Origin of the sequence: Kitasatospora sp. NBC_00070 (assembly GCF_045041205.1) — a bacterium.
Taxonomy (GTDB): domain Bacteria; phylum Actinomycetota; class Actinomycetes; order Streptomycetales; family Streptomycetaceae; genus Kitasatospora.
This window is the reverse complement of record NZ_CP108248.1, coordinates 40,863-62,690: the sequence shown is the minus strand read 5'-3', so window position 1 is coordinate 62,690 and position 21,828 is coordinate 40,863. Positions and strand designations below refer to the sequence as shown.

Below are 21,828 nucleotides of genomic sequence, written 5' to 3'. Positions count from 1 at the left end.
AGCGATCAGCCCGCCGAACCTGGCGAAGCGTGCCACAGACGTCCGGCGCCGCCGCTGCCGAGGCCGGGCACTTCGCCCCACGCCGGTGCCGTGCCGGTCGGCCGGCCGTCCGGCGAACCGGGGACCCTGGCGCTGTTGGTATCGGCAATGGGGGCGAGTAGCTCGCGCACCGCGGCGGTTCCGCCAGCTTCGTGGGCTGCGGCTACCTGACCCAGGTCCCACACTTCGGTGGCGACAACGCTGACGGAGCGGCCCTTGCGGGCGACGGTGCCGCGCACCAGCAGCAGCCACTTGTGGAACACGGTGTCGGCGCAGCGTTCCTGGCTGTCCTGGAAGGAGACGAGGTCGACCATCTGTCCGGCGGTGCCGTCGTCGAGGGTGACGAAGATCGGTCCGCCGTTGCGGCCACGCGGGGTGGAGATGGCGACCTTCGCGCCGGCCACCAGCACGGTGGCGCCGTGCTTGGCGTCGGCGAGGGCGGTGGCGGAGGTGACGGCGAGGCGCTCCAGCAGGGGGTGGTGATCGGCCATCAGGTTGCGGGAGGCGTCCATGCCGATCGCGTCCAGTTCGGCTTGCAGCTCCTCGTCCGTCCCCATCTTGGGCAGCCCGGTGCCGGTGGGTGGGGTCGGGTCGGTGAGGGCGAGCTGGTGCGGTGCGCCCTCGGTCGGGCGGTGCTGCTGGTGGAGTTCGTGCAGGAGCAGCAGGATCTCTCTGCGGTGTGCCCCGGCGGCGAGGGTGTCGAGGGCGCCGGTGCGGGCGAGGTGTTGGGCGACAGGCAGACTCGGCCGGGCGCGCTGCCAGAAGTCGGCGACGTCGGTGTACGGCTGGCCGGCTTCGATCCGTTCGGCCTGGTCCTCGGTGATGCCGCGGATGTCGCGCAGTGACATCCGCAGTCCGAGCCCTTGGCCGGGGACGGGTTCGATGCGGTAGTGGGCGCTGGAGTGCTGGACGTCCAGGGGCAGGATCGGCACACCGCGGCGGCGGGCGTCGGAGAGCAGGGCCCGCTGCGGGTACATCCCCGGGTCGTGCTCGAGCACGCCAGCGTAGAGGGCCGCCGGGTGATGGGATTTCAGCCAGGCGCTCTGGTAGGTCGGGACGGCGAACGCGACGGCGTGAGCCTTGGCGAAGCCGTACGACCCCATGCTCTTGAGCATCTGCCAGACCCGGTCGACGACCTCGGGGCTGTAGCCCTTGGCAGCGGCCCGGGTCCGGTACCAGCTCTCCAGGTTGGGCAGCCGGTCGGGGGTGGAGAGCGCACGGCGGGCTTCCTCGCCGTACGCGAGGTCGATGCCGGTCATCAGCGCGAACAGCTGGGTGACCTGCTCGTTGTAGATCACCACCCCGTACGTGCCCCGTAGGACCGGCTCGAGGTCGGGGTGCGGGTAGCGGATCGGGGCGCCGTGACGGCCGCGGACGTAGTCCGGGATCATCTTCGCCTCGACCGGACCCGGCCGGAACAGCGAGATCTGGGCGATCAGGTCCTCGAAGGCGGTCGGCTGCGACTGCCCCAGCAGCTGTCGCTGCCCGGGCGACTCGAGCTGGAAAACCGCCAGACTTTCGCCCTCACGGAGCAGTTCGTAGGTCGGCTCGTCGTCCAGCGGCAGGGTGTCGAGATCGACCTGCTCGCCGGTGACCCGGGCGACCTCGGCGACGGCGTGGGTCATGGCACTGATCATCCGCACGCCCAGGACGTCGAGCTTCAGGAAACCCAGGTGCTCGACGTCGTGCTTGTCGAAGACGGACATCGGCAGTCCCTGGGTCGGGGTGGGGATGACCGGGGTCCGGGCCAGCAACTGGTCGTCGGACAGCAGGACACCGCAGGGGTGGGCGGCGATGCCCTGGTGCAGACCGTCCAGGCCTTCTGCGAGCTCCCACAGGCGGCCGTACCGGTCGGCCTGCGCGGCCAGGCCCCGCAGCTCGGGGAGTTCGGCGAGGGACTGGCGGATCCCGGCCGCGCCGAAGTGCGGGAAGCCCTTCGCGAGCTGGCCGACCTCGTCCGGGGGCAGGCCGAGCGCGAGGCCTGCGGTACGGATCGCTCCGCGGGCCTTCCAGGTCTCCGGCATGCTGACCAGCGCGACCCGCTCCGGGCCGTACCGGTCGAGGATCGCCCGGTAGACATCGAGGCGCCGGGCGGACTCGACGTCCAGGTCGATGTCCGGCAACGACTTCCTGCGGACGTTCAGGAAGCGCTCCATGATCAGCCCGTGGTCGAGCGGCATGGCGGTGGCGATGCCGAGCAGGTGGCACACGAGGCTGCCCGCGCCTGAACCGCGGGCGGAGACCCGGATGCCCAGTGCCCGGGTGTCCTCGACCACCTGAGCGACCGTCAGCAGGTACGAGGGCCAGCCGAGCGTCTCGATGACCGAGAGCTCTTCGGCGAGGCGCCGGCGGGCGGTGGGGGAGCGGTCGTACCCGCGCTCGTTCATCGCGGCGTCGCAGCGGACCCGCAGCACCTGTCCGGCCTGCCCCGGTGCGGCACCAGCCAGGCGCTCCTCGGGGAAGTGCACGGAGCCGATGCCGAGGTCGCGGACCGGGTCGAGGCGGCACGCGGCCGCGGTGCTCTCGGTCGCGGTCAGCAGTGCCGCCGCCCCGGCGTCGCCGAGGCCGGCCGCGTCCGCGACCTCCCGCGCGATCGCGGCCATCTGGGGAGCAGACTTGAGGTATCGCTCACCGCCGCCGGTCCGGCCGGGCCGGACCGGGGTGAGCAGGCGGGCGGAGTCGAGGACGTCGGCGATCGGCGCCCGCTCGGCGGTGGCATACCGGACCGCGTTGCTGAGCACGCACTCCACACCGAGGTCGGCGGCGAGCCGGAGAGTGCGGGCCGCGAGGCGCAGCGAACCCGCTCCGGTGCCCGGTCGGCCGAGGTGGACGGCTTCCAGTCGCAGAGCCGGTCCGTAGAGGTCGCGCCATGGTGCGAGCTGCTGCTCGGCGAGGTCGGGGCGGCCCTGGACGAGGGCTCCGGTGACGTCGGAGTCCGGGCCGAGCAGCACCGTCAGCCCGGCGGCGTGCGCTTCCAGCGCTGCGCGGGGCACTATCGGCTGGCCTCCGCCTGCTGCTGCCCGGGCGGCGTGCGCGGCGGTGATCAGCGCACACAGTGACCCCCACCCGGAGGCATCCCGGGCGAGGAAGACAGCACGGGGCGCGCTCTCGTCTACGAAGGAACCGCCCTTCACCGGGGCGCTGCGGCGCGGTCCGGCACCGCCGGTCGCTCCAGTCGCTCCGGTCGGGGTGAGGCGGGCGACGGCCAGGTCCGCGCCGAACACCGGACGAAGCCCGGCCACCGTGCATGCGGCCGCGTGCCGCACCGCCCCGCCGACGGTGTCGCGGTCGGTCAGCGCCAGCGCCGACATCCCGCACTCGCCCGCGCGCTCGGCCAGCTGATGCGGGTGGGAGGCGCCGTAACGGAGCGAGAACCCGCTGGCGACGCGCACGTGCGTGAACACCGCCGCATCACCTCTCCGTCCCTGTCAGCCCCCGATCGTCGACGCTCCGGCTCCCCTCCGGAACCTCCAGCGTAGACCCAATTCGAGCGTATGTTCGACTCGGTTTGCTGGCATTACTCCAGGTAGAGGACCCGCGACGCGACATCGGGGATCAACTCCGGTACGCCAGGCCGTTCACAAACACCGCGGCGCCACTGTGGAACTTGACGGTCAGGCCGTACTCGATCGCCCCGGGGGAAGCGGGCCGCCAGGAGCTGCTGGACCTGGCCGCCGCCGTGCGGCGCACCGCCGCCCGCTTCCTCGAAAGCCTGGAGGAGGCCACCGTCGGCGAGGGCGACGACCCGAGTTGCGTGCGCGCGCTGGAGCGGCTGGAGGCAAGCCTCAACGCCGTCACCGCCCATATCGTGCGCAAGGCGCACCGCCCGCGGCTGCCCGCAAGCAACCTCCTGGAGCTAGCCGGAGAGTCCTCCGCCAGGACTCCGCATGGGCGTGACGACGGGGTCACGTCCCCTGCCCAGTGGGTACCTGCAGACCCTCGCGGCTGTATCGGCCTCCGGCCGATCCGGCAGTGCCGCGCCCGCTTCGCTGCGCCTGGCCGGACGGCGGGTCGAGTGCCCTTCCGCCGGACGTGCTGGGCTTTCAGCCGCGCGGGAGTCCCGTCGGGGGCTCCTCCGGACCCCGCCCCCGCCGGATTCAACGGTGAGCTGGTCACCGTGCGGATTTTGGGCGACACGGTGCGGGTGTGAGCGGCGGAGCCGGGAAGCGAAGTTACGCTGGTCGGCAAGGCCTTGGCTCCTGGAGGGATGAGGCCGGAAACAATGGGACCCGGGGGATCAGAGGCCCGGGTCCCGTTGTTTCCGGGGACAAAGGGCTGGTGTCCTGTTCCCCGGAGTGGTTCCTGAACGCGCTGACCGGGGCTGACGGGGGTTCGGCCAGGGTGGCAGCACCGGCTCGGTCAGTGCCCACAACTCGTCGGTCACAGTCACACCCTCACGAACGGCGCAATTGTCTAGCGGTAGCGGCCGGATAGTTCCGCACCTCAAAGATCCTGTTGGGAGCTCGCAGTGCGGGTTTTTCGGGAGTGGGTCAGATATTGAAGCTGACTCCGTTGCTGAGGGCTTCAAGGATCTCATCGGGAGGCGTTATGAGTACCGGTTGGAAGCTTCCTCCGAGCGCCGAGGCGAGAGCCTCGCGCCTGGAACCGGTGTAGGTTATTTCCTTGTCAGCCGTGCTAGGGAAATCCGAGTACGCGCAGTATCCGTCGATCCCGGCCAGTCCGGCGGGTGTCCCCTTGCGTGCGATCATTTTGACGGAGGTGCCGTCCTCGACGAAAAGTACCCCTGCCTTGCGGCCTATCCGCGATATGGAAACCTGGATGGGGAGCTCGTTGTAGGTGAGGACTTTTCCATTCAGCAGAAGGTGGCCTGCGGCGACATCCCAGGTCGGGACGGTGCGGACCATTTTGATAGCCTCCGACAGTTGGAGGACCGTCTCGAATTCCCGTAGGCTGAAATTTCCATTCTCGCCGGTGCTGCCACTGATCGTAACAGGGAAGAATTTGTCGCCTCGAGCGAGAAGGAACCTTTTCCCGTTGAAAAGTAGGCGCGCCCCGAGGATGGCCACTCGCTTTTCCTTGAATTCTATCTCATCGGTTAGCGTGTTCAATCTCCACAGCTTTCCGAAGCGCCGGTCCGTGAGGCCGTCGTGATCCGGGGTGACTCCTTGCTCGTAGTGGATATCTTCCTGCTGGGCGAACGGCTTGAACTCTTTCTCTCCTTCGTCGGAGGTTTTTGCCTTCTTTTCTTCGACGGCGGGTGCGGCGTGGGTGGGGTGGTGCGGGCCGAGCATCCGGGCGGTGTGGGCGCTCATGGGAAGGTGTTCGGGCGCCGGGGGTGTGGGGCCGGAGGGCCGTGCTGTGGCGAGTGCCCGGACGCTGGCCTCGCTGAGCTTGCCGACGGCCCAGCCGACGGTGGCGGCCAGGCTTGGGTGCGGCGTGTTCCTCGGGGCGGACTTCTTCTCTTCCTTGTCTCCCGTGTGGTCGTGGGGTGCGGGCGTTCCCATGATTGCTCTTTTCGTCGCCAAGTACCTGGGGGATATATTCTTCCGATGGGATTTGCTTGTCCGTTGCCTGGGTCTCTCCCTGCAGGGTCCAGGCGTGGCGCGCTATTTTCCGGATGCTTCCTGGCGCGCACGTGCGGCCTGGCGTGCGAGTTTGGTGATTTCTTTCATGTCTTCCGCGCTGACTGCGTGGCCTTCGGCTCTGATGAGCTGCACGACTTCCATGACCGCTTTTTTGAAATCGTCCGCGCTGGCGCTGCCGCCGCTGGTGGTGACTGGTGTGACGTGTGGGGTGTCCCTGGCCTGCGTGGGGGTGGGGGTGTCCGCGGTCAGGGGGTGCGCGGGTGGGTTCTGGGACCAGCCGGCGTGTACGTCGGGGGTGTCCTTGGAGGCGCAGTAGACGCGGACGCCCTTGAATTTGTCCCAGGACTCCCAGACTCCCGGGGCCGTTCCCATGACGGGCGTCTGGTACCGGAGGTAGGGGTCCATGGCCGACAGGAGCTTGCCCGCGTCGGCCTCACTGATGGAGCCGTCGGGCTCCAGCGCGCACTCGTCGGCACGCTGCTCGAGATAGCTCCGGTGCTCAGGCGCATGCCAGGCGAGTACGTTTTCGATGGAGGTGTCGAGCTGCTCGTCATCGTCCAGCAAGCCCAACGCGGAGAGCCTGTCGTGCATGTAGAGCCAGTCCGGGTCCTTCCGTCCGATGGCTGCGTTGATCTTTCGTACCGTCTGGTCGTCCATGCTGCCGCCTGCCGTTGGTGGGAGAGGGGGGTGTGCCGGCCCGGCCGAGAGCCCGGCCGCCCTCCTGGGCCGCGCGATCGGCTTCCAGCGTCAGCAGGGACGGCTGGTCGTGGGGGGTCCTTTCGCGAGTACCTTCGGGCAGGCTCAAAGGATCGTGGCTCGGAGAGCGCCACTTGCGCGGGCACCCTGACGTGGTGAGTGTCGCCGTCCGGCGGTGTCTGCGCGATCACCTGGGCCGTGTGCCCGCCCCGCCGACGCCGACACGATCATCGCCCGCCGCAACCGCACCGCGCTGGTCGTCCCGCGACGCACGATGCGCCGCAGCCGGCGGCCCTCGACCCCTGGACAGCCGGCGGACCTTGACCGGCTATGCCACCGAACCCCCAACCACCGGTTGGATGTTGCGGACATCCAACCGGTGCCGGCCACCTCGACGCCAACCCACCAACCCGGTGTACGTTTCTGGCGCATCACACTAGCTGGCGGCTTGCTCGGCTGAGGGCGGGCCAGGTCATGGTGGGGCCGCCGAGGCCACAAGGGCCCCTCCCTGCGCCAACCCCTCTTGACCTGTACACCTCTCCACGGGGACAAGGGTCCATGACCGGTGTTCTATTGCTCGCGCCGTTTGGTGATGCGGGCGGTGAGTTCGGCGTTGAGTTCGAGTCTGACGTGGCCCAGCAGTTCGGCTTGGACGGCTTCTTTGGCGGGAAGGCTCGGGGCGGTGTCGGGGCGGTCCAGCAGGAAGCTCAGAGGCACTTTTTGGCCGTTGTCGCTGTTCGTCAGCAGGTATGCCTGGTCGCGGTGCACCACGAACAGGACCTTGTCCCGGGTGACTCTCAGCGCGTGTCCCTCGTAGAGGGCGCGTTGTCCCCGGTAGGTGAGGAATCCGTCGGCCACGTCCCACGGCTGGGGTTCGGCCGTGCTTCTCGCGTTCTCCAGCCGGGGTGTGCCGGAGTCGTCCACCGTGATGGTCCCGATGCCGCGGTCTCCGCCTAGCCTTACTGGCTGGCTGCTGGCCTCGAGGTAGCGGGGCCCGTCCGGGCTGCTCGTGTAGAGCGCGAGGTAGCGGCCCGAGCGGTCGGTGACGACCTTGACCTCGCTGCCCCGGTAGTGGACCGGCCGGCCTTGATAGGTCAGGGTCCCGTCGTCGGTCACGTCGAGCCCGTCCATCTCGTCGTCGGCGAAGCCCCTGGCAGCTTTCAGGTCGTTGAGGCGCGCTTGCTTGGCTGTCCCGGATACCCCCGCCTCGTTAACGAAGACGGCCGGGGTCTGGCCAGGATGGACGGCCCCGACCGGGTCACCCAGGGCACCCCGTTTCTCGGGGCGTTTGGCTTCCTGGCGTTTGTCCTCAAGCCGTTGGCGGGTCGCCGGGGGCCGGTCCGCGGGTCCGCCGCTGTCCGTCTTTCGGCGGCGTGAGGCGCCGCCGGAGGCCGCCGCCACGTCTTCGTCCGATGGCATGGTGATCTGCCAGTAGGCGTTCTTCGGGTGGAAGTAGATGTGGCCGTGGGTGGGATGGTCCCGGTACCACCAGCCTCGGCGGTAGGGGTCCTGCGCGGCGGCCGTGGCGGTGAGCAGCGTGCGGGTGTCTTCCTGCCATGTCGGGTGGCTGGTGGTGAACCGTTCGATGTCGGCGGCTTCCCCGACCGGTGGCAGGTCCGCGCACAGGTCGATGAAGTCCGAGCCGTAGAGGCCTTCCCAGATCTGGCAGAGGGCCCGCCCGCGGTCTTCCTCCAGGGCTTTGAGGCCGTCGACGGTCAGCCCGGGAGCCCAGGAGAGCACCAGGTCTTCCGACAACTTGTTCAGCGACTTGTTCAGCTCTTGCGACTCGGTGTCCGTCTTCAGGACTGCCCAGAACCGCCGCGCTGTCTCACTGTCCATCGATGCCTCCAAAGACCACCAGGGGAGCTACGGGCCTTCCACACTCCCGCTCCCGGCCCCTGTCGGGCACTCCCGAATGGGCACAGGCCCGGGCATCACACCCCCGGCCCGACAGGCACGACTCACACCTCGGGCCGGGCCCTCCACAGCGCCGTGGGGACCAGCGACCTTGCCGGTGTCGGCCAGCTCCCTGCTCGCGTCCGGCCACTGTAGATCCGAGTGGTCAGTCCTGCCGGTCTTTCCCGGCCCGAAGTGCGGTGAAGGTGACGGTGTGCCGGACGGTGGAGGTGGCCACCACTATCAGGCGGGCGGGGTGGTCGACAGTCAGGCTGCCATGGCCAACGCAGCTTGAAGCCCGCCCTGTACGCCGCGGCTGGCATCGAGCACTACTGGCGCCTCGAACTCGAACCCGCCCCCCGGCTCTACCTCGGCCACCTCGAGCGCGGCACTTACACCGACCGCCTGGTCCAGGTCGGCGAACGGACCGCCCTCACCGAGCCCTTCCCCCTCGACCTCGACCCCGCCGCACTGCGCCGGTAGATCCAGGCCGTTCACGCACGGTGGACCCCTCGGGCAACCGCCCGGGGGGTCCACCGCTTCCAGGCCCGCAGCCCCTCGCCCGGCCGCCTCAGCTCAGGGCCCAGCGGACTCGGCCGAGTCACTTCCGAATCTGCGCCTCACCACTCAGCCAAATGAATCCACGCTAGTTCTATGGAAATCATCCATGGCAAATGGATAGAATGCCTGTCTGGCACTCGACTTGGCCCAGGACAAGGTGAGCAGGAGGCAGTCCGGGGCGCAGCCCTGGACGCTGGACGAGGTGGACACCCTGGCCCGGCACTGGGGTCTGGCGCCGTTGGACCTGCTGGCCCGGTCCGACCCACGCGGCGCAGTCCATGACGTGGCCGCCCGGCACCGCCGCACCCCGGCCGGAGCCGGGGGCGGTGCCGGCCACCTTCGCCGCCCCGGCGCCGGCTGCTGCTCGGGTGCAGCCGGCCGCCCCGGCCGGACACCTGGTGGCCTTCGCCGCCGAGCAGGTTCGCGTCCACCAACGGTGAATCCACGTTCAACCGTGACTCCGCCGGCCCGACTGGATGCACATCATCCGCTCCCAGGCGTTCGCAGCCTCTGGGCGCCGCACATCACGGTGTGCCCACGCCGGCGACAGGTGCCTCAGCGCCCTGGCCGGCCTGTCTGGCTGCTCCCGTCTCCAAGGGAGAAAGGAGACGGGAGCCAGTGGTGAACACCACGACCACAGGGGAGCCGCCCTGTTGGGATGATCGTAGTGCGGGTCCGGGATCCTGTGGGGTAGCGCCGGTTGGGGCCCGTGGGGTGGCAGGCGGCCTCGGCGGCGTGGGCCGGGTCGAGCAGGGTGATCACGCTCGGGGTGACGCTCGAAGGCGAGCCAAAAGACACAGGCTCAAGGCGAGGTGTCGAGGTTGGTTCCCTCTTCGGGCGGGCGGTCCCGCTCCAGTCCGTCGGTGGCTTTCGAGTGCTTGATGGCGGTGTGTATTTTTCGGTAGTTTGCGTCTTGGAGTAGGAGGTCAATGGACTCTGTTATGCCGTCGAGCAGGGTTCCGAGTTCAATGCCCCTTGAGCTGTATATTTTGTCGATTCGGTCGGGGCGGCGGCCTATGTGGTCCTGGATCTTGTTGAGCCGTGCCTTCTCGGAGATCAGGTGTTCGTGTTCCTTCAGGAACATTTCGGCGGAAATTTTCTCTGTCCCGTCTGGACTGAGGGCTGTTCCGTGTGCGTGGATGCGGTCGGCAATGGCCTTTACGCGGGCGGTCAGAGTGGCGAAGTCCTTTGCAATCTCTCCGGCGTCCTGCTCGCGGGCGATCATTGCGGCCTTCTCCAGGGTCTCCGTCGATTTTTCTCTGATTTTTGACGAGGATCCCATTGCCGCTTTACCCGCGAGTGCTATCGCGGAGCTTATACCTGCCCTCTTCTCCTCCTTGCGCGGTTCCTGCCTCCTGGTTTTGACGCCCCTCATTGAGGGATGGCGTTGTTCCTTCCGTTCGGACTGCCTTTTTCCTTTGACGGCCGCCCGGAGTTCACGCTCGTCTTCCTCGAATTTGCCGAGAAGAGCCTTCTGGGCTCCAGGGTGGTCAACGGCGGAGAGGTATGCTTTGAGGAAATTGTCTGTGATGCTGTCGAACTTTTTCACCGCTCGCGCGGTGGACTCTTTCGTCCCTTCGTCGACGAGAGTGATGATTTCTTCCGATATTTCGATCTCTTCGGGGGAGAGGAGCTGTTCCGAAAGCCCGGGATAGGGTTCCTTGTCGCCTCGGCAGAGAATGAAGGTGAAAAATCCGTCGAAACCATCGAGGACGCCGGGGCCGAAGAGTCCCTTGCATGCCGTGTCGTGCTTGCCGGCGGTGCTGGGAGTGCAGGTGCAGAAGGATTCAGCATCGGGTGCACCGGTTGCCCCGAGGAAGGTGAAGTCGTTGTCGGTTTCTGCCGGGTAGTGGAGGTAGAGATTATCCAGCTTGGAAGACGGTTCCAGCGTGTAGTTGTGCACGAGGTCGCCGGCCGAGTAGATCTCGAACGGTGCGGGTATTTTGGCCCTGCCGTGGATCCAGGAGAGGGTGAGTCCGAACGGCAGTTCCTCGCCGTGCTTCGCCAGGAAGGCGATCCTGAGGCCGGCCGGTATGCGGGTTGATCCTTTTCCGATGTCACCATGGGCTACAAGAAATTGCGCCACAGGCCTGATCCTTTCGTTCCGGCGGTTGCCATCGTCACTGCCCGGAGTCCGGGGAGCGCGGATCTCACATACCGATCAGCCGTGACAACTCTTCGACCCATTCCTTCTCCCCCATCGCGCGGCCCGTGCCGGCGTCCGCCCCGGTGCGGGAACCCGCCGAAGCAGCCACCGGAACCCAGCCCCGGTCACCTTTCCCGGGCCCGGCAAAGTACTTGCGGCGGTCCTCCGAGAGCTGGCGGAGGGCAAACCACACGCCAGTGTCGTCAGGAGGTTTTCCAGAGGGGAGAGACTGAGCATATTTCCATGAGCGATTGTCCTGCGTATCGGAACCCATCCACCAACCGGGCGCATGAGGACAGGAACGCACAGGGTTATAGCGGCGGTTGCGCTTTCCACTGCCCCCGTGCTGGCCCACCGCATGCGCGGAGGGCGGGTCAGGAATGCTGGCCGCTGCTGCTGCTGCTGCTGCTGCGGCAGCCACGCCGTCGGCGGTCCAGTGAGCGATGTCGGGGTCGGGGCGGGGCCCTGAAGCGGTATAGAGGATCATCCCTTTGTGGGTTCCTTGCCAGAGCCTGTCCGTCCAGCCGTGCGCGTGGGTGATCTGCTGCACGGTGAGCTCGCGGGGGATGATCTCGCCGAAGAGCCACACGAGCTGACCGGCGGGGTCGGTCGTGCCGGACTCATCCGCGACTGCGTCCTGGAGCCCCGCCAGACTGTCCTTGTCCGTGACGGATCCCGAGTCGAGGCTGTCGAGCCGGAACTCCGCCGCTCTGTCCCGGCACCACCGTACGGGCGCGTCCCAGTCAGCGGGATCCACGCCAGGCGACTCCTGGAGCTTCCACTGTAGGAGCGCGCGGAGAAGGCCGGGGTATTGATCACGTTGGACTTCTGCCATGACGGCCTCGCAAATCGATCGGATGACTGCAGCCACGAGGAGGTGCCAGGGCTGCAGCCCCGGGCCCGGCATTTCAGTCTTCCGCCACCAACTCTGTCCCCACCAGTGCCGCCGGGGCACCGCTGTGGGCACTCACCACGATCCTGGAAGCTCAGCCCCGAGGACAGAGCATGGGTCCAGCGGAAGGTCATGGAAGAGTTCGTTGCGGGCCTGCCACGGGGCCTTTCCGGCATCAGGGCTGTTGCAAAGTCCGGCTCGGCCGGCGCGTACCTACCATCCGGATGCCCGCCTGGAGGGGGTATGGGCAGGTCAGCGGGTCTCTGCGGCCAAGGTCGACCTGATGACGAGTCAGATCCTTCGGAGGGCAGCGCTGGGGCACGAGGCCCTGACCTGTAGCGATGCCGCCAGCCGCCGACTTTGCCACAGCCCTGCTTCCGGCATACGGCAACCGAGACAACCTTGGGGTGGCCCGCGAGCATTGTGAAACTGCACGCAGGCCGCGTTCGTCGCGAGCGCGCCGCCTGCGGGGGGCGCATGATTCTCCCCCAGGCCGGCGGAGACCCGGAGGCTCTCGACCTCAAGACCATCGCCGAAGCGCTCGGGAGACCCCTGCCTCTTCGGCCGCCGGGCGGGGGCGCCTGGTCATCGGGTGTGTGCGCTTCGCGTCCGCCTGGCTGCTGGCCGCACCGCACCTGTTGTCCCGGCCTCGGCCGTCCCACCCGTGGCGGCGGGCAGGCGACGGTGCCCGCTCCGGACCGGCGACATCACGGTGCCGCCTCGGCGCCTGGCACCGCAGACCGACCACATGGACGGTTGCCGGGGCTGCGCACCTCACCGGGCGAGGGTCTGTACGGCCATCGCTGGCCTGTACAGACCCACGGACGACTGGTGTGTGGTGGCATCTGCCGTCGTGCCTCGGGCTCAGACGACGATGTTCTCGTCCTGGGCGCTTGTTGAGAAGGTCATCTCCGTGGTTGCGGCTGCGTGCTTCGGGTCCGCGTACAGGAGGTACTGCCGCCCGGCGTCGCTCTCCCGGTATCCGTAGACGACGACCCAGTGGGTTCCGTAGCCGACCATGACCAGGTGGCCGTCGTCGATGGCCTTCTTGTACTGCGCGTAAGTGAGCTTCCCGGTCTGGCTCCCCTGCAGGCCGGTGCCTTCGAACGTCGGCGCGCCGAAAAGAGCGGCCGCCGCTGCCAAAGCGTCCTTTCCCCCGGGGGCCTCCTTCATCAGGGCCTGGATGGCGAGGGTGTCGGTCGGGTCCACCGCTGTTCCTTTGGTCTTCTCGAACGCCGTCTTGGCCGTCTCGAACGCGCTCCGGTAGGGGGCGCCCTTGTCCTCGAACAGCCCTGCGGGGGAGGTCAGGAAGTTGTGGACGACCTCCCACATGTCGATGGGCCTGTTGTATGCCCTGGCCACCATGGCCGTCGCCGCGGCGTAGCACATCGCGCTGGTGCCCTGGTTGACGTGGCATGCACGGCTCCAGCGCCCGGAGACGACAGTGGTCCACTCTTCTCCGGGGATGGGGTGCCGCGTTCTCGGGCTGGTGACGACCCTGTCTTTGATATAGGCCTTGCAGATACCGCAACGGCCGTCATCTGGAACGCACCCGAGGTGGTAGAATGGGCCGGCTACGTGCGCGCTGGTGAACCCGCGCGGGCAGCGCACCGCCGCCGCGTCGCCCGCGCCGGTGAACGTCACCGGATCACCACAGCCGTTCCCGCATTCGGCGGGGCTGTGCTCGAAGCGTCTGGCGCCGGACCACCTGAGGAGGATGTCGGTGGTGTCGTCGGTGTCCTCCCGTTCCACCGTCCTGACCACCGGGGGCGGGGCCTGCACCGCATCCTTGCGTTCGGCGTCCTCGCGCCTTGCCCCGACGGGGCCCTGCAGGGAGGACACGGGCCGGGGCGCATCCGGCCCCGTGCCGGTGCCCGCCGGGCGAGTGGGAAGCGAAGCGGTGCTGGCGGCCAGCGGTTCGGGAGGATCCTGCCGGGGGGCGGCCGGGGCGGTTGCGGTGTTCCCCGCGGACACCCCGCGTGCGCCTGGCCCGGTGGCGGTGGCGGTGGGGGATCCGGCCTGGGACAAGGGCGGGGAAGTGCGACGCTGGCGGGGGCTGGCTGAGAGCTGCTTGGTTTCCCTCTCACTTGCCGTGTCGAGGCGACGCCGCGTTTCCCGGGGAGCCGTCCCACCGGCCGGGGCCGGGCGCTGCCCTGACACGCCCGATCCCGTGTCCACGGGCGGCGGTGTCGCCGCGATATAGGCCCGGGCCAGTGCGAGGACACGACCGCTGGCACGGGCCGTGGGTGCCCGGCGGGGTCGGGTTCCACAGCGGGTAAGTCCGCCGCCACAAGAAGGACACGGATCGGACGGCGCGGCCGCGCAGAGGAGATGGAAGTCCACCCGGCACGCGGCGCAGCGACTGTAGACCCCGTCCGCATGCGGCTCCCCGCCCTGGGCACAACCCAGTCCCTCACGCCCACAAGGCATAGCTGTACCTCCACCCAATCATCGGTAGAACCACCGTCCCCTACTCCAATCCCCAGCGGGCAGTCCAAAAACTCGGAAGACCAGGCAGATAACACAACCCGAAAGGCCCGACGACGCAACCCGCCCAGCCCCAGGTGCCGGGGGCGGGCCTGTAAAGAAAGAACGGCTCTGCTCACAGCTGGAGGTTATTCACAAGCCTCGCCAGGCGGTTCGGAAGAAGGCGAGTGCGGTGATGGTCCGGGCGATGTCGGGGAAGGTGCCGAGTGGGCCGCGGTAGCGACTGACGCGCTCGCGGGCCTGGTGCGGCCAGGCGGGCGGGGCTTGGGCCGGCCGACCCGGATCACCGCGCTGGACGAGTTGGGCCCTACCTGGAAGCTGGGCGGATGGGCGGACGTGCCTGGCCTCCACCTGGTGCTGGACCGGGGCGTCCAGGTCGGCTGGGTGGAGTACGGGGTGGGCGGGGTGAACCGCTGGCTCGCCATCGCGCAGGACTCCTATCTCGCCGACGGGGAAAGCGACCAGCCGATGTGGCACACCACCGAGCGCCTGGCCGCCTGCACGGTCAGGGCGGCCATCAGCCAAGGCATGATCTGACCCGTCCGCGAGCAGAGTGCGGTGCGTGCCGCGGGCAATGGGATGCGGCACGCACCGCATCCCGATTCTCGCACCACCTGCCGCCGCTCAGGGCGCCGCCGCGAACCCGGCCGTCACCCCACTGACAGCACCCGCCGCAGCCCCCCTCAAAACAGAGCCAGCGGAGCGACGCCACGGCCCCACGGCGTCATGACGTCATGACGCCGCGACCGCCCGACGCCGCCCTCAGGTGACCCCCATCGACATTCTCGCCATGGCAAACCAGAAGGGCGGGGTCGGCAAAACGGCCAGCACCATCAACCTCGGCGCGGCGCTGGCCGAACACGGCCAGCGCGTGCTGCTCGCTGGCGGCCCGACGGGGCGTGCTGGGTGCCCTGCGGCCCCGCAGCGCCCCAGGCGCCCCGGTGCCGCCCCCGGTGCCCCCCGCTGTACGGACCAGGCCCCCCCAGAGCTGCTGCGCGTTCGCCTGGTGGCGCGGCCGGGAAGCCGGCCCAACCGGGGGACCAGACGGCCGGGCCTGCTGACCGCGCCCCGTGCTGCGCCTGGTGGTCGAGCTGCTCGGCGCCCCGCCCGGGCCGCGGCCCGGCTGCGCCCGGAATTGGGAACGGGCCCTTTATGAGCGTTTCCCATCGGACGGCTGAGCCATTTTTGCCGGTGGGGCATCGACCGCATGCCGGAATTCTCGACGGTCCGATTTCCTCTGGTAGGCCGACACGTCGCCAGCTGGCCCGGTGGTGTGCCCCGTTGTTGTACCCGGCAGGTGACTTCTTCGAGGGAGGGGGCCGCCTAATTATGACGTTCCCGTTACTGAGGGGGGCCGAGGGGGATTTTTGGGGGGTCTCCGACTCTGTCGGGGACGATGGCGGTGAGCGCTTCCTTGGCGGAGCAGGTGAGGCCGCGCTGATAGGCATCGTAGAAAACGTAGCGTTCCGTCTGGTTGGTTTCTGGGTCGATTGCCAGGACGTACTGGCGGGTGGCGCCGCCGTCGGCGCTGAGGTAGAGGTGCCTTTCGGTGGTCATGTAGACGCTTTGGCCTGCGTAGGTGACGGGGACCCCCCGGAGGAGGAGTTCACCGTGTTCGCCGTCGCTCCATGGTGATTGGGTGAACTTGGGGGTTGCCCAGCGGAAGGTGACGTTTCCGCTGGCGGGGTCGATTCTGTACTTGGGCGGATTACGCATCAGGGTCGAGAACCCGATGGATTTGCCGCTGCTGTCGGCGAAGGCCCGGTAGCCGCCGTTCTCGTGGACGCCCAGCCAGCGCCTGTCCATGAAGATGACGGGGTTGCCGTTGTAGTAGAGGGGTTTGCCGCCGTAGGTGACACGCTCGCCCTCATTGCTGAGCGGGCCGGTGGCGACTTTCCAGGTGTCGAAGTCGGAGGCTGGTGGGCGTGGTGTTTTCTGTTCGGCGGGGGCGGCTTGGGGGAAGGGGGCGAGCATCCGGTCGCTGTGGCTGCCGGACCGGCGGGGGGTGTCCGTCTCCCGGGTTTTCTTCTCCCGGGGCAGGCCCGCGGAGGGGTCCTGCCCGCTGGTTACCTCGGTGGGGGTCTTGCGGCGCCGTGAGGCTTGGGTGGCCGCGGTGCCGGCCGGGTCGGCGGCTGGGGCGGCGGGTCTGCGGGCGGCGACCTGCCTGTTGAACTCCTCCTGGTTGAACCAGGTCTCCTCGCCGAAGTGGTCGATACTGCCGGGGGCGGTGTTGGTGTAGTTGTAGACGGCTGTCCGGTTGGTGCGGTATCCCCATCCGGGCATGGCCGTGTAGGGGACGGCCTCGTACATGCGCAGGAAGCGCTCCGCGTCCAGTGCCCAGGCGCTGGCGGCGGCGTCGAAGGCGAGCACGGCCTGCGGTGTCTCGCCCTCGCGGGTGTGGTCCCAGCGGTCGGGCAGGGTCTGGCACACGGCACTGAACCCCTCGCCCAGCAGCCGCTTCCAGACGGTCAGGATCCGGGTCCGGTTGTCCTCCTCTTTGAAGCCCTTCCATTCACTGGTGCCGGAGAACCAGCACGCGCTCACCGTGTCCGCCAGATCCATCCGGACCGCACTGACCGCGCCGATGCCCTGATCGTCCTCGTCCAGGACGATCAGGGCATCGGTGCGCCAGGTCTCGGGATCGTCCACCTGCTGGAAGCCGATGCTCTCATCCGGCGCCAGAACCTCCCACAGCCTGCGCACCACCTCTTTGTCGTCCATACCGCACCACCTCCCGCACCACCGTCGGAAACAACCCGCCCCCAGCCTGCGACGAGCCCCGCCGCGGGCAGTGGCACCCACGGGCACAGACACGGGCAGACCCACATGACCGGCCCCACGTGAACCGCTCCAGGCTCGTTCGGGCCCGCACGCGTCCTACCGGGCTCTGTCTCGTATCCGTGTGGTAACGGAGTGCCGCGTGGGCCGGGCGGGCGTTGGTGGGGGTGTGTACGGGATCCGCTGTTCGGATCAGAGGCGATCGGGTGGGTGGTGGACCTCGGCGCGGGCTGGGGCGCGTTCACCGACGACCGCCTGGTCCTTGAGGCTGAACACGACTCCGCGATCCGCCCGCCCACCGCGCGGTACGCCGTCCAGCTCTCCTGAACGCCGCCCTGCTCCAAGGACTCGGGCCGGTCATGTGGGTCTGCCCGTGTCTGTGCCCGTGGGTGCCACTGCCCGCGGCGGGGCTCGTCGCAGGCTGGGGGCGGGTTGTTTCCGACGGTGGTGCGGGAGGTGGTGCGGTATGGACGACAAAGAGGTGGTGCGCAGGCTGTGGGAGGTTCTGGCGCCGGATGAGAGCATCGGCTTCCAGCAGGTGGACGATCCCGAGACCTGGCGCACCGATGCCCTGATCGTCCTGGACGAGGACGATCAGGGCATCGGCGCGGTCAGTGCGGTCCGGATGGATCTGGCGGACACGGTGAGCGCGTGCTGGTTCTCCGGCACCAGTGAATGGAAGGGCTTCAAAGAGGAGGACAACCGGACCCGGATCCTGACCGTCTGGAAGCGGCTGCTGGGCGAGGGGTTCAGTGCCGTGTGCCAGACCCTGCCCGACCGCTGGGACCACACCCGCGAGGGCGAGACACCGCAGGCCGTGCTCGCCTTCGACGCCGCCGCCAGCGCCTGGGCACTGGACGCGGAGCGCTTCCTGCGCATGTACGAGGCCGTCCCCTACACGGCCATGCCCGGATGGGGATACCGCACCAACCGGACAGCCGTCTACAACTACACCAACACCGCCCCCGGCAGTATCGACCACTTCGGCGAGGAGACCTGGTTCAACCAGGAGGAGTTCAACAGGCAGGTCGCCGCCCGCAGACCCGCCGCCCCAGCCGCCGACCCGGCCGGCACCGCGGCCACCCAAGCCTCACGGCGCCGCAAGACCCCCACCGAGGTAACCAGCGGGCAGGACCCCTCCGCGGGCCTGCCCCGGGAGAAGAAAACCCGGGAGACGGACACCCCCCGCCGGTCCGGCAGCCACAGCGACCGGATGCTCGCCCCCTTCCCCCAAGCCGCCCCCCGCCGAACAGAAAACACCACGCCCACCAGCCTCCGACTTCGACACCTGGAAAGTCGCCACCGGCCCGCTCAGCAAGGAGGGCGAGAGGATCACCTACGGCGGCAAGACCGTCTACCACCACGGCTACCCCGTCGTCGTCCGGAACGGCTGGCTCGGGGTCCAGGCCAACGACGGATACTACTGGCCGTTCATCGACGCCGACCGGAACAGCGTCAAATTCATAAGCCTCATGGTCAAAGCGCCCCAGCTCCGCATCGACCCCAGCAACGGGAACGTAACCCTCCGCTGGCGTGACGACATGTTCGTCCCCTCTCCCTGGAGCGTGGGCAGCAACTCTGAACTCGTCTACCGGGGAACCCCCGTCACCTACGGGAAGAGACCCGTCTACTGGGGCGTGAGAAACCGTCTCTACGTCAGCGACGATGACAGTGTCACCCGCCAGTACGTTCTTACCCGCAACTCACCCACCGCCCCGTTCGAGGACTACCACTTCAACGAGCGGAGGTTCCGGGACCTCGGCCCCGTCCCCTCCAAAGAGATCCTCGCCGCCATCACCACCGCCAGAGTCGGCACGCCCCCCAAGATCCCACTCGGCGCTCCGGTGCAGTAGACCGCGTAGAACGGGTCTGTACGCCAGCGGCTCTGTCTCCATCCGGTGGTAACGGAGTGTCGCGTGGGCCGGGCGGGTGTTGGTGGGCGGGTCGCGGCAGGTTGCCGTGCTTCGGGCCTCTCCGTGGCGTCACTTGTTCACGGGGAGGCCCGTCCCGGAGGACCGCGTGTACCTGCCCTGGCCGTTTGGCCCGCGACCTGGTGCCGTCATTTTCAGCAAGGGCAGCTACTTTCGTTGCCACCCGGATGTGAGACAGAGCCCCGCCCGGGCCGGACCGACCCGTCCCGGCGGCTGTCCGAACCTTCCCCTTCGCTCTTCCCCACCTCAGCCGGTACGGGAGGCAACGGGGCCAGCGTCGCGGACGGCCGCGCCGTCGGGCCGCGCCGCGGCGTGCTCCGCCCCCGCACCCGTGGCCAGCGCCCGGATGCGCTGGACCATCCTGCTGCCGCCTGGACTGCGCCATCGACGCTGCGCGCCGACAACACACAGGGCCGGGCCGCGCGAGGCGGCCAGGCCCTGTCCAGTTGCCCTTCGACCTGGTGGCGGGCACCCGTGGCGGGCACCCGTGCCGGGCCCGGGCACCTGCCGGGGTCCGGCCTGCCCCGCGCGCGACGCCCTGCCCACCACCGAGGACCGGCCCAGATTTGGGGGTTGGGGTGTTTCTGTGTGGGGGATTCGGGGGTGGGCCCCCGGACACCGGGTGGTGTGCGGGGGCCTTGGGGTGGGTGGTGGGCTGTGTGGTCATGTGTGGGGGTGTGGGTGGGGTTTAGTAGGAGTCCCAGATGACGGCGTTGGAGCTGTTGCGGAGGATGATGTTGCTGTCGCCCTGGAAGGTGACGGTGTTGCCGGTGGTGGTGTTGGTGTGCCACAGGAGGCCGTTGCTGCCGACGATCTGGAGGTCGCCGCCCCACATGATGGTGTAGGCGCCGTTGTTGCCGTAGGTGTTGGTGCTCCAGATGACGTTGTAGGCGTTGTCGTAGGTGACGAGGTTGCCGTCGGTCTGCATGAGGGTCTGGCGGCCCTGGCCGGCGACGGACTGGCCGCTGGTGAGGGCGGTGGCGTTGCCGGTGACGGTGAAGCCGGTGGACCAGCGGGTGGGGTTGGAGCCGCTGCTGTTGTCGGCGCGCAGGATGCCGTCGGTGCCGAGCTTGAGGGTGCCGCCGGTGTTGGTGGCGGTGAAGGCGTGCCACAGGGTGGTGGTGCCCGCGGCGTTGACGATTTTGAACTGGCCGTTGTCCATGACGGCCTTGGCGCCGTTGTTGCCGTAGGTGTTGGAGGCCCAGATGACCTGCCCGGCGAGGTTGGACATCACCAGGTTGCCGTCGCCCTGCATGGCCAGTAGACGGTAGTTGTCGCCGAGGCCGGCGCTGTAGGAGCTGCCGGGGTTGAGGGGGTTGGTGGTGGTGCCGAGGTTGTCCCAGCCGGTGGAGCTCCAGTTCGGCGGGGCGTAGTTGATTTCGATTTTGCCGTCGCCGGTGCTCGTGGCGGGGGTGAAGCTTCCGCCGGTTTGGGTACTGGAGTCGCTCACGCTGATGGCGCCTACCGTGGTGGCGGCGCTGCTGCCGCCACCACCGCCGAAGCCCATTGCTCCGGGGTGGCCGCCCTTGCTGCCGCCACCGCCACCACCACCGTCGGAGGTGCCGCCGACACCATCGTCAGAGCTCCCGCTATAGGGGTCCAAGCCGGTGCGGCCGCCGAACCCGCCGTAGCCGCCGTAGGCGGAGCCGGCGTCACCACCGACTGAGCCGCCGCCGTCCCCCCCGTATCCGTAGACGGTGGTGCTGGTGGGATGGTTGACGCCGGCGCCGCCGGCGCCGCCGGCGACGGCCAGCCGCTCGCTCAAGGAGTACACGCCATCGCTGTTGGCGTCGACACGGACATCGGAAGCGCCACCGCCCGCGGCGCTGGGGTTGTTGGGGTTGGCGTCACCGCCACCGTTGAAGCCGCCCTTGAGGACGCCGCCGACCGCGGCTTCTCCCTTATTGGTACCCCTGCCGCCGACATTGACCTGCAGGGTTTGACCAGGCGTCAGCCCGGACAGCGTCGTCTGCTGCATACCGCCCTTGGCACTGCCGAGCCCATCGCCCACTGCGAGAGTGTTACCGCCTTGGGCGCCGTAGCCGGTAAAGGTCGCACTGGTCACCCCAGCGGGCACGGTCCAGGTCTGTGCCCCAACACCGCTGAATTTGACTGTCAAAGGGCCAGTGGCCGCCGCGTGGGCGCTGCTCGCTCCGAGTCCGGCGACGGCGGCCGCGCCGAAGGAGGCGGTGACGGCGATGGCGGTGGTGCGGCGGCGCCAGTGCTTGCTGCGTCCCTGGTGTCCCGCGCTGTGGTTGCGGTTGTGGGCCGGGCTGTGATCGCGGTGGTGGTGGTTGTGGGTGCTCATGGGTTCGCCTCGCTGAAGGGTTGGGTGCCCGGGGCCCGGTCCGTCCCGGCCGGCCTGGTGCGTGGATTCCTTGTCCTCTCCGGCCTACTTTTCCCGGCCAGGTTTTCCACTGTGCCGCACATCACGCACCAATCGACGGACAAGGTCTACCCTTTCACGAAAAGGCAACTGGTCCGCACCTTCAGGAAAACACTTCAGCGGGGGCATCCGGGCGGGCATCTGTGAGGCTTCCCCATACAGTGAACGGAATTCACCGAATCCATTGCGCCGTGTTTTCTGAGGGTGGGCGGCCGGGTGCGCCGTGTGGGTATTCACGTGCAGAGGGGGCCGGGTTTGTCGGGGTGTTGGTGACTGCCGGGTAGCCGGTGCCCGCTGGAGGTGGTGTGGGTGGTGTGGCCGGGTTCGCCCGCATGGTGGACACACGTGCCGTCGCCCGCGCCTGGCCGGCCGCGGGCGAGGGGCATCCCCGCCGGCACGGGGTAACCGCTGGGGCCTGTTGCCGGCGATGGCTGTGACGACCTGGCCGCCTGCCCGCCGCCACCGGCCCC

15 protein-coding genes and 1 pseudogene are annotated in these 21,828 nt (G+C 68.7%); 7 read left to right on the top strand and 9 right to left on the bottom strand.

The features are described from left to right. Window positions 1-5 precede the first annotated feature (5 nt). Window positions 6-3,443 (bottom strand): DNA polymerase III subunit alpha, encoded by a 3,438-nt coding sequence (locus tag OHV05_RS35330; protein WP_331729948.1) that lies wholly within the window; start codon window positions 3,441-3,443, stop codon window positions 6-8. Window positions 3,444-3,646: 203 nt separating this feature from the next. Between OHV05_RS35330 and OHV05_RS35325 the strand changes: the two genes are divergently transcribed. Then, complete coding sequence (locus OHV05_RS35325; RefSeq protein ID WP_331729946.1) at window positions 3,647-4,189, top strand: hypothetical protein; 543 nt, start codon at window positions 3,647-3,649, stop codon at window positions 4,187-4,189. A 340-nt stretch (window positions 4,190-4,529) separates the two neighbouring features. Here OHV05_RS35325 and OHV05_RS35320 read toward each other — a convergent pair whose 3' ends face one another. The 3 genes from OHV05_RS35320 to OHV05_RS35310 form a co-directional block, all read right to left on the bottom strand. Beyond that, window positions 4,530-5,504, bottom strand: a complete 975-nt coding sequence (locus tag OHV05_RS35320; RefSeq protein WP_331729944.1) for a hypothetical protein — start codon at window positions 5,502-5,504, stop codon at window positions 4,530-4,532. Window positions 5,505-5,606: 102 nt separating this feature from the next. Beyond that, on the bottom strand, window positions 5,607-6,242 hold the full coding sequence (locus OHV05_RS35315; protein WP_331729942.1) for a hypothetical protein: 636 nt from the start codon (window positions 6,240-6,242) through the stop codon (window positions 5,607-5,609). 609 nt (window positions 6,243-6,851) lie between these two features. Next, entirely contained in the window at window positions 6,852-8,120 is a 1,269-nt protein-coding gene (locus OHV05_RS35310) for a hypothetical protein (protein WP_331729939.1), read from the bottom strand. Between the two features lie 348 nt (window positions 8,121-8,468). Here OHV05_RS35310 and OHV05_RS35305 point away from each other — a divergent pair, with 348 nt between their 5' ends. Both OHV05_RS35305 and OHV05_RS35300 read left to right on the top strand, forming a co-directional pair. Further along, complete coding sequence (locus OHV05_RS35305; protein ID WP_331729937.1) at window positions 8,469-8,660, top strand: hypothetical protein; 192 nt, start codon at window positions 8,469-8,471, stop codon at window positions 8,658-8,660. Window positions 8,661-9,016: 356 nt separating this feature from the next. Continuing rightward, on the top strand, window positions 9,017-9,178 hold the full coding sequence (locus OHV05_RS35300; protein WP_331729935.1) for a hypothetical protein: 162 nt from the start codon (window positions 9,017-9,019) through the stop codon (window positions 9,176-9,178). 362 nt (window positions 9,179-9,540) lie between these two features. On the opposite strand, the gene OHV05_RS35295 is transcribed toward OHV05_RS35300, so the two are convergent. From OHV05_RS35295 to OHV05_RS35285, 3 genes are all read right to left on the bottom strand, one after another. After that, window positions 9,541-10,824: a putative adhesin gene (locus OHV05_RS35295; RefSeq protein WP_331729933.1), complete on the bottom strand. Its 1,284-nt coding sequence runs from the start codon at window positions 10,822-10,824 to the stop codon at window positions 9,541-9,543. A gap of 64 nt (window positions 10,825-10,888) precedes the next feature. Then, window positions 10,889-11,641 carry a hypothetical protein gene (locus OHV05_RS35290; RefSeq protein WP_331729931.1) on the bottom strand — a complete coding sequence of 251 codons (753 nt, stop codon included), beginning with the start codon at window positions 11,639-11,641 and terminating at the stop codon, window positions 10,889-10,891. A 999-nt stretch (window positions 11,642-12,640) separates the two neighbouring features. Beyond that, on the bottom strand, window positions 12,641-13,618 hold the full coding sequence (locus OHV05_RS35285; protein WP_405021615.1) for a hypothetical protein: 978 nt from the start codon (window positions 13,616-13,618) through the stop codon (window positions 12,641-12,643). A gap of 909 nt (window positions 13,619-14,527) precedes the next feature. Between OHV05_RS35285 and OHV05_RS35280 the strand changes: the two genes are divergently transcribed. Both OHV05_RS35280 and OHV05_RS35275 read left to right on the top strand, forming a co-directional pair. Then, window positions 14,528-14,800, top strand: a complete 273-nt coding sequence (locus OHV05_RS35280; RefSeq protein ID WP_331729924.1) for a hypothetical protein — start codon at window positions 14,528-14,530, stop codon at window positions 14,798-14,800. Window positions 14,801-15,035: 235 nt separating this feature from the next. After that, a pseudogene (locus OHV05_RS35275) lies at window positions 15,036-15,143 on the top strand (ParA family protein); the annotation flags it as partial. A gap of 461 nt (window positions 15,144-15,604) precedes the next feature. On the opposite strand, the gene OHV05_RS35270 reads toward OHV05_RS35275, so the two are convergent. After that, window positions 15,605-16,984, bottom strand: a complete 1,380-nt coding sequence (locus OHV05_RS35270) for a hypothetical protein (RefSeq protein WP_331729922.1) — start codon at window positions 16,982-16,984, stop codon at window positions 15,605-15,607. Window positions 16,985-17,507: 523 nt separating this feature from the next. Between OHV05_RS35270 and OHV05_RS35265 the strand changes: the two genes are divergently transcribed. Beyond that, the gene (locus OHV05_RS35265; RefSeq protein WP_331729920.1) at window positions 17,508-18,578 is read left to right on the top strand and encodes a hypothetical protein; all 1,071 of its coding nucleotides are present in this window, start codon (window positions 17,508-17,510) and stop codon (window positions 18,576-18,578) included. A gap of 4 nt (window positions 18,579-18,582) precedes the next feature. Then, the gene (locus OHV05_RS35260; protein WP_405021614.1) at window positions 18,583-18,894 is read left to right on the top strand and encodes a hypothetical protein; all 312 of its coding nucleotides are present in this window, start codon (window positions 18,583-18,585) and stop codon (window positions 18,892-18,894) included. A 766-nt stretch (window positions 18,895-19,660) separates the two neighbouring features. On the opposite strand, the gene OHV05_RS35255 is transcribed toward OHV05_RS35260, so the two are convergent. Continuing rightward, window positions 19,661-21,280 (bottom strand): glycine-rich protein, encoded by a 1,620-nt coding sequence (locus OHV05_RS35255; RefSeq protein WP_331729914.1) that lies wholly within the window; start codon window positions 21,278-21,280, stop codon window positions 19,661-19,663. Window positions 21,281-21,828: the final 548 nt, after the last annotated feature.

What these genes read in the sequence shown, in the direction of transcription:
- OHV05_RS35320 (WP_331729944.1), bottom strand. Translation starts at nt 5,504, where the DNA reads ATGGGAACGCCCGCACCCCACGACCACACGGGAGACAAGGAAGAGAAG.
- OHV05_RS35315 (WP_331729942.1), bottom strand. Translation starts at nt 6,242, where the DNA reads ATGGACGACCAGACGGTACGAAAGATCAACGCAGCCATCGGACGGAAG.
- OHV05_RS35310 (WP_331729939.1), bottom strand. Translation starts at nt 8,120, where the DNA reads ATGGACAGTGAGACAGCGCGGCGGTTCTGGGCAGTCCTGAAGACGGAC.
- OHV05_RS35300 (WP_331729935.1), top strand. Translation starts at nt 9,017, where the DNA reads ATGACGTGGCCGCCCGGCACCGCCGCACCCCGGCCGGAGCCGGGGGCG.
- OHV05_RS35270 (WP_331729922.1), bottom strand. Translation starts at nt 16,984, where the DNA reads ATGGACGACAAAGAGGTGGTGCGCAGGCTGTGGGAGGTTCTGGCGCCG.
- OHV05_RS35265 (WP_331729920.1), top strand. Translation starts at nt 17,508, where the DNA reads ATGGACGACAAAGAGGTGGTGCGCAGGCTGTGGGAGGTTCTGGCGCCG.
- OHV05_RS35260 (WP_405021614.1), top strand. Translation starts at nt 18,583, where the DNA reads ATGTTCGTCCCCTCTCCCTGGAGCGTGGGCAGCAACTCTGAACTCGTC.
- OHV05_RS35255 (WP_331729914.1), bottom strand. Translation starts at nt 21,280, where the DNA reads ATGAGCACCCACAACCACCACCACCGCGATCACAGCCCGGCCCACAAC.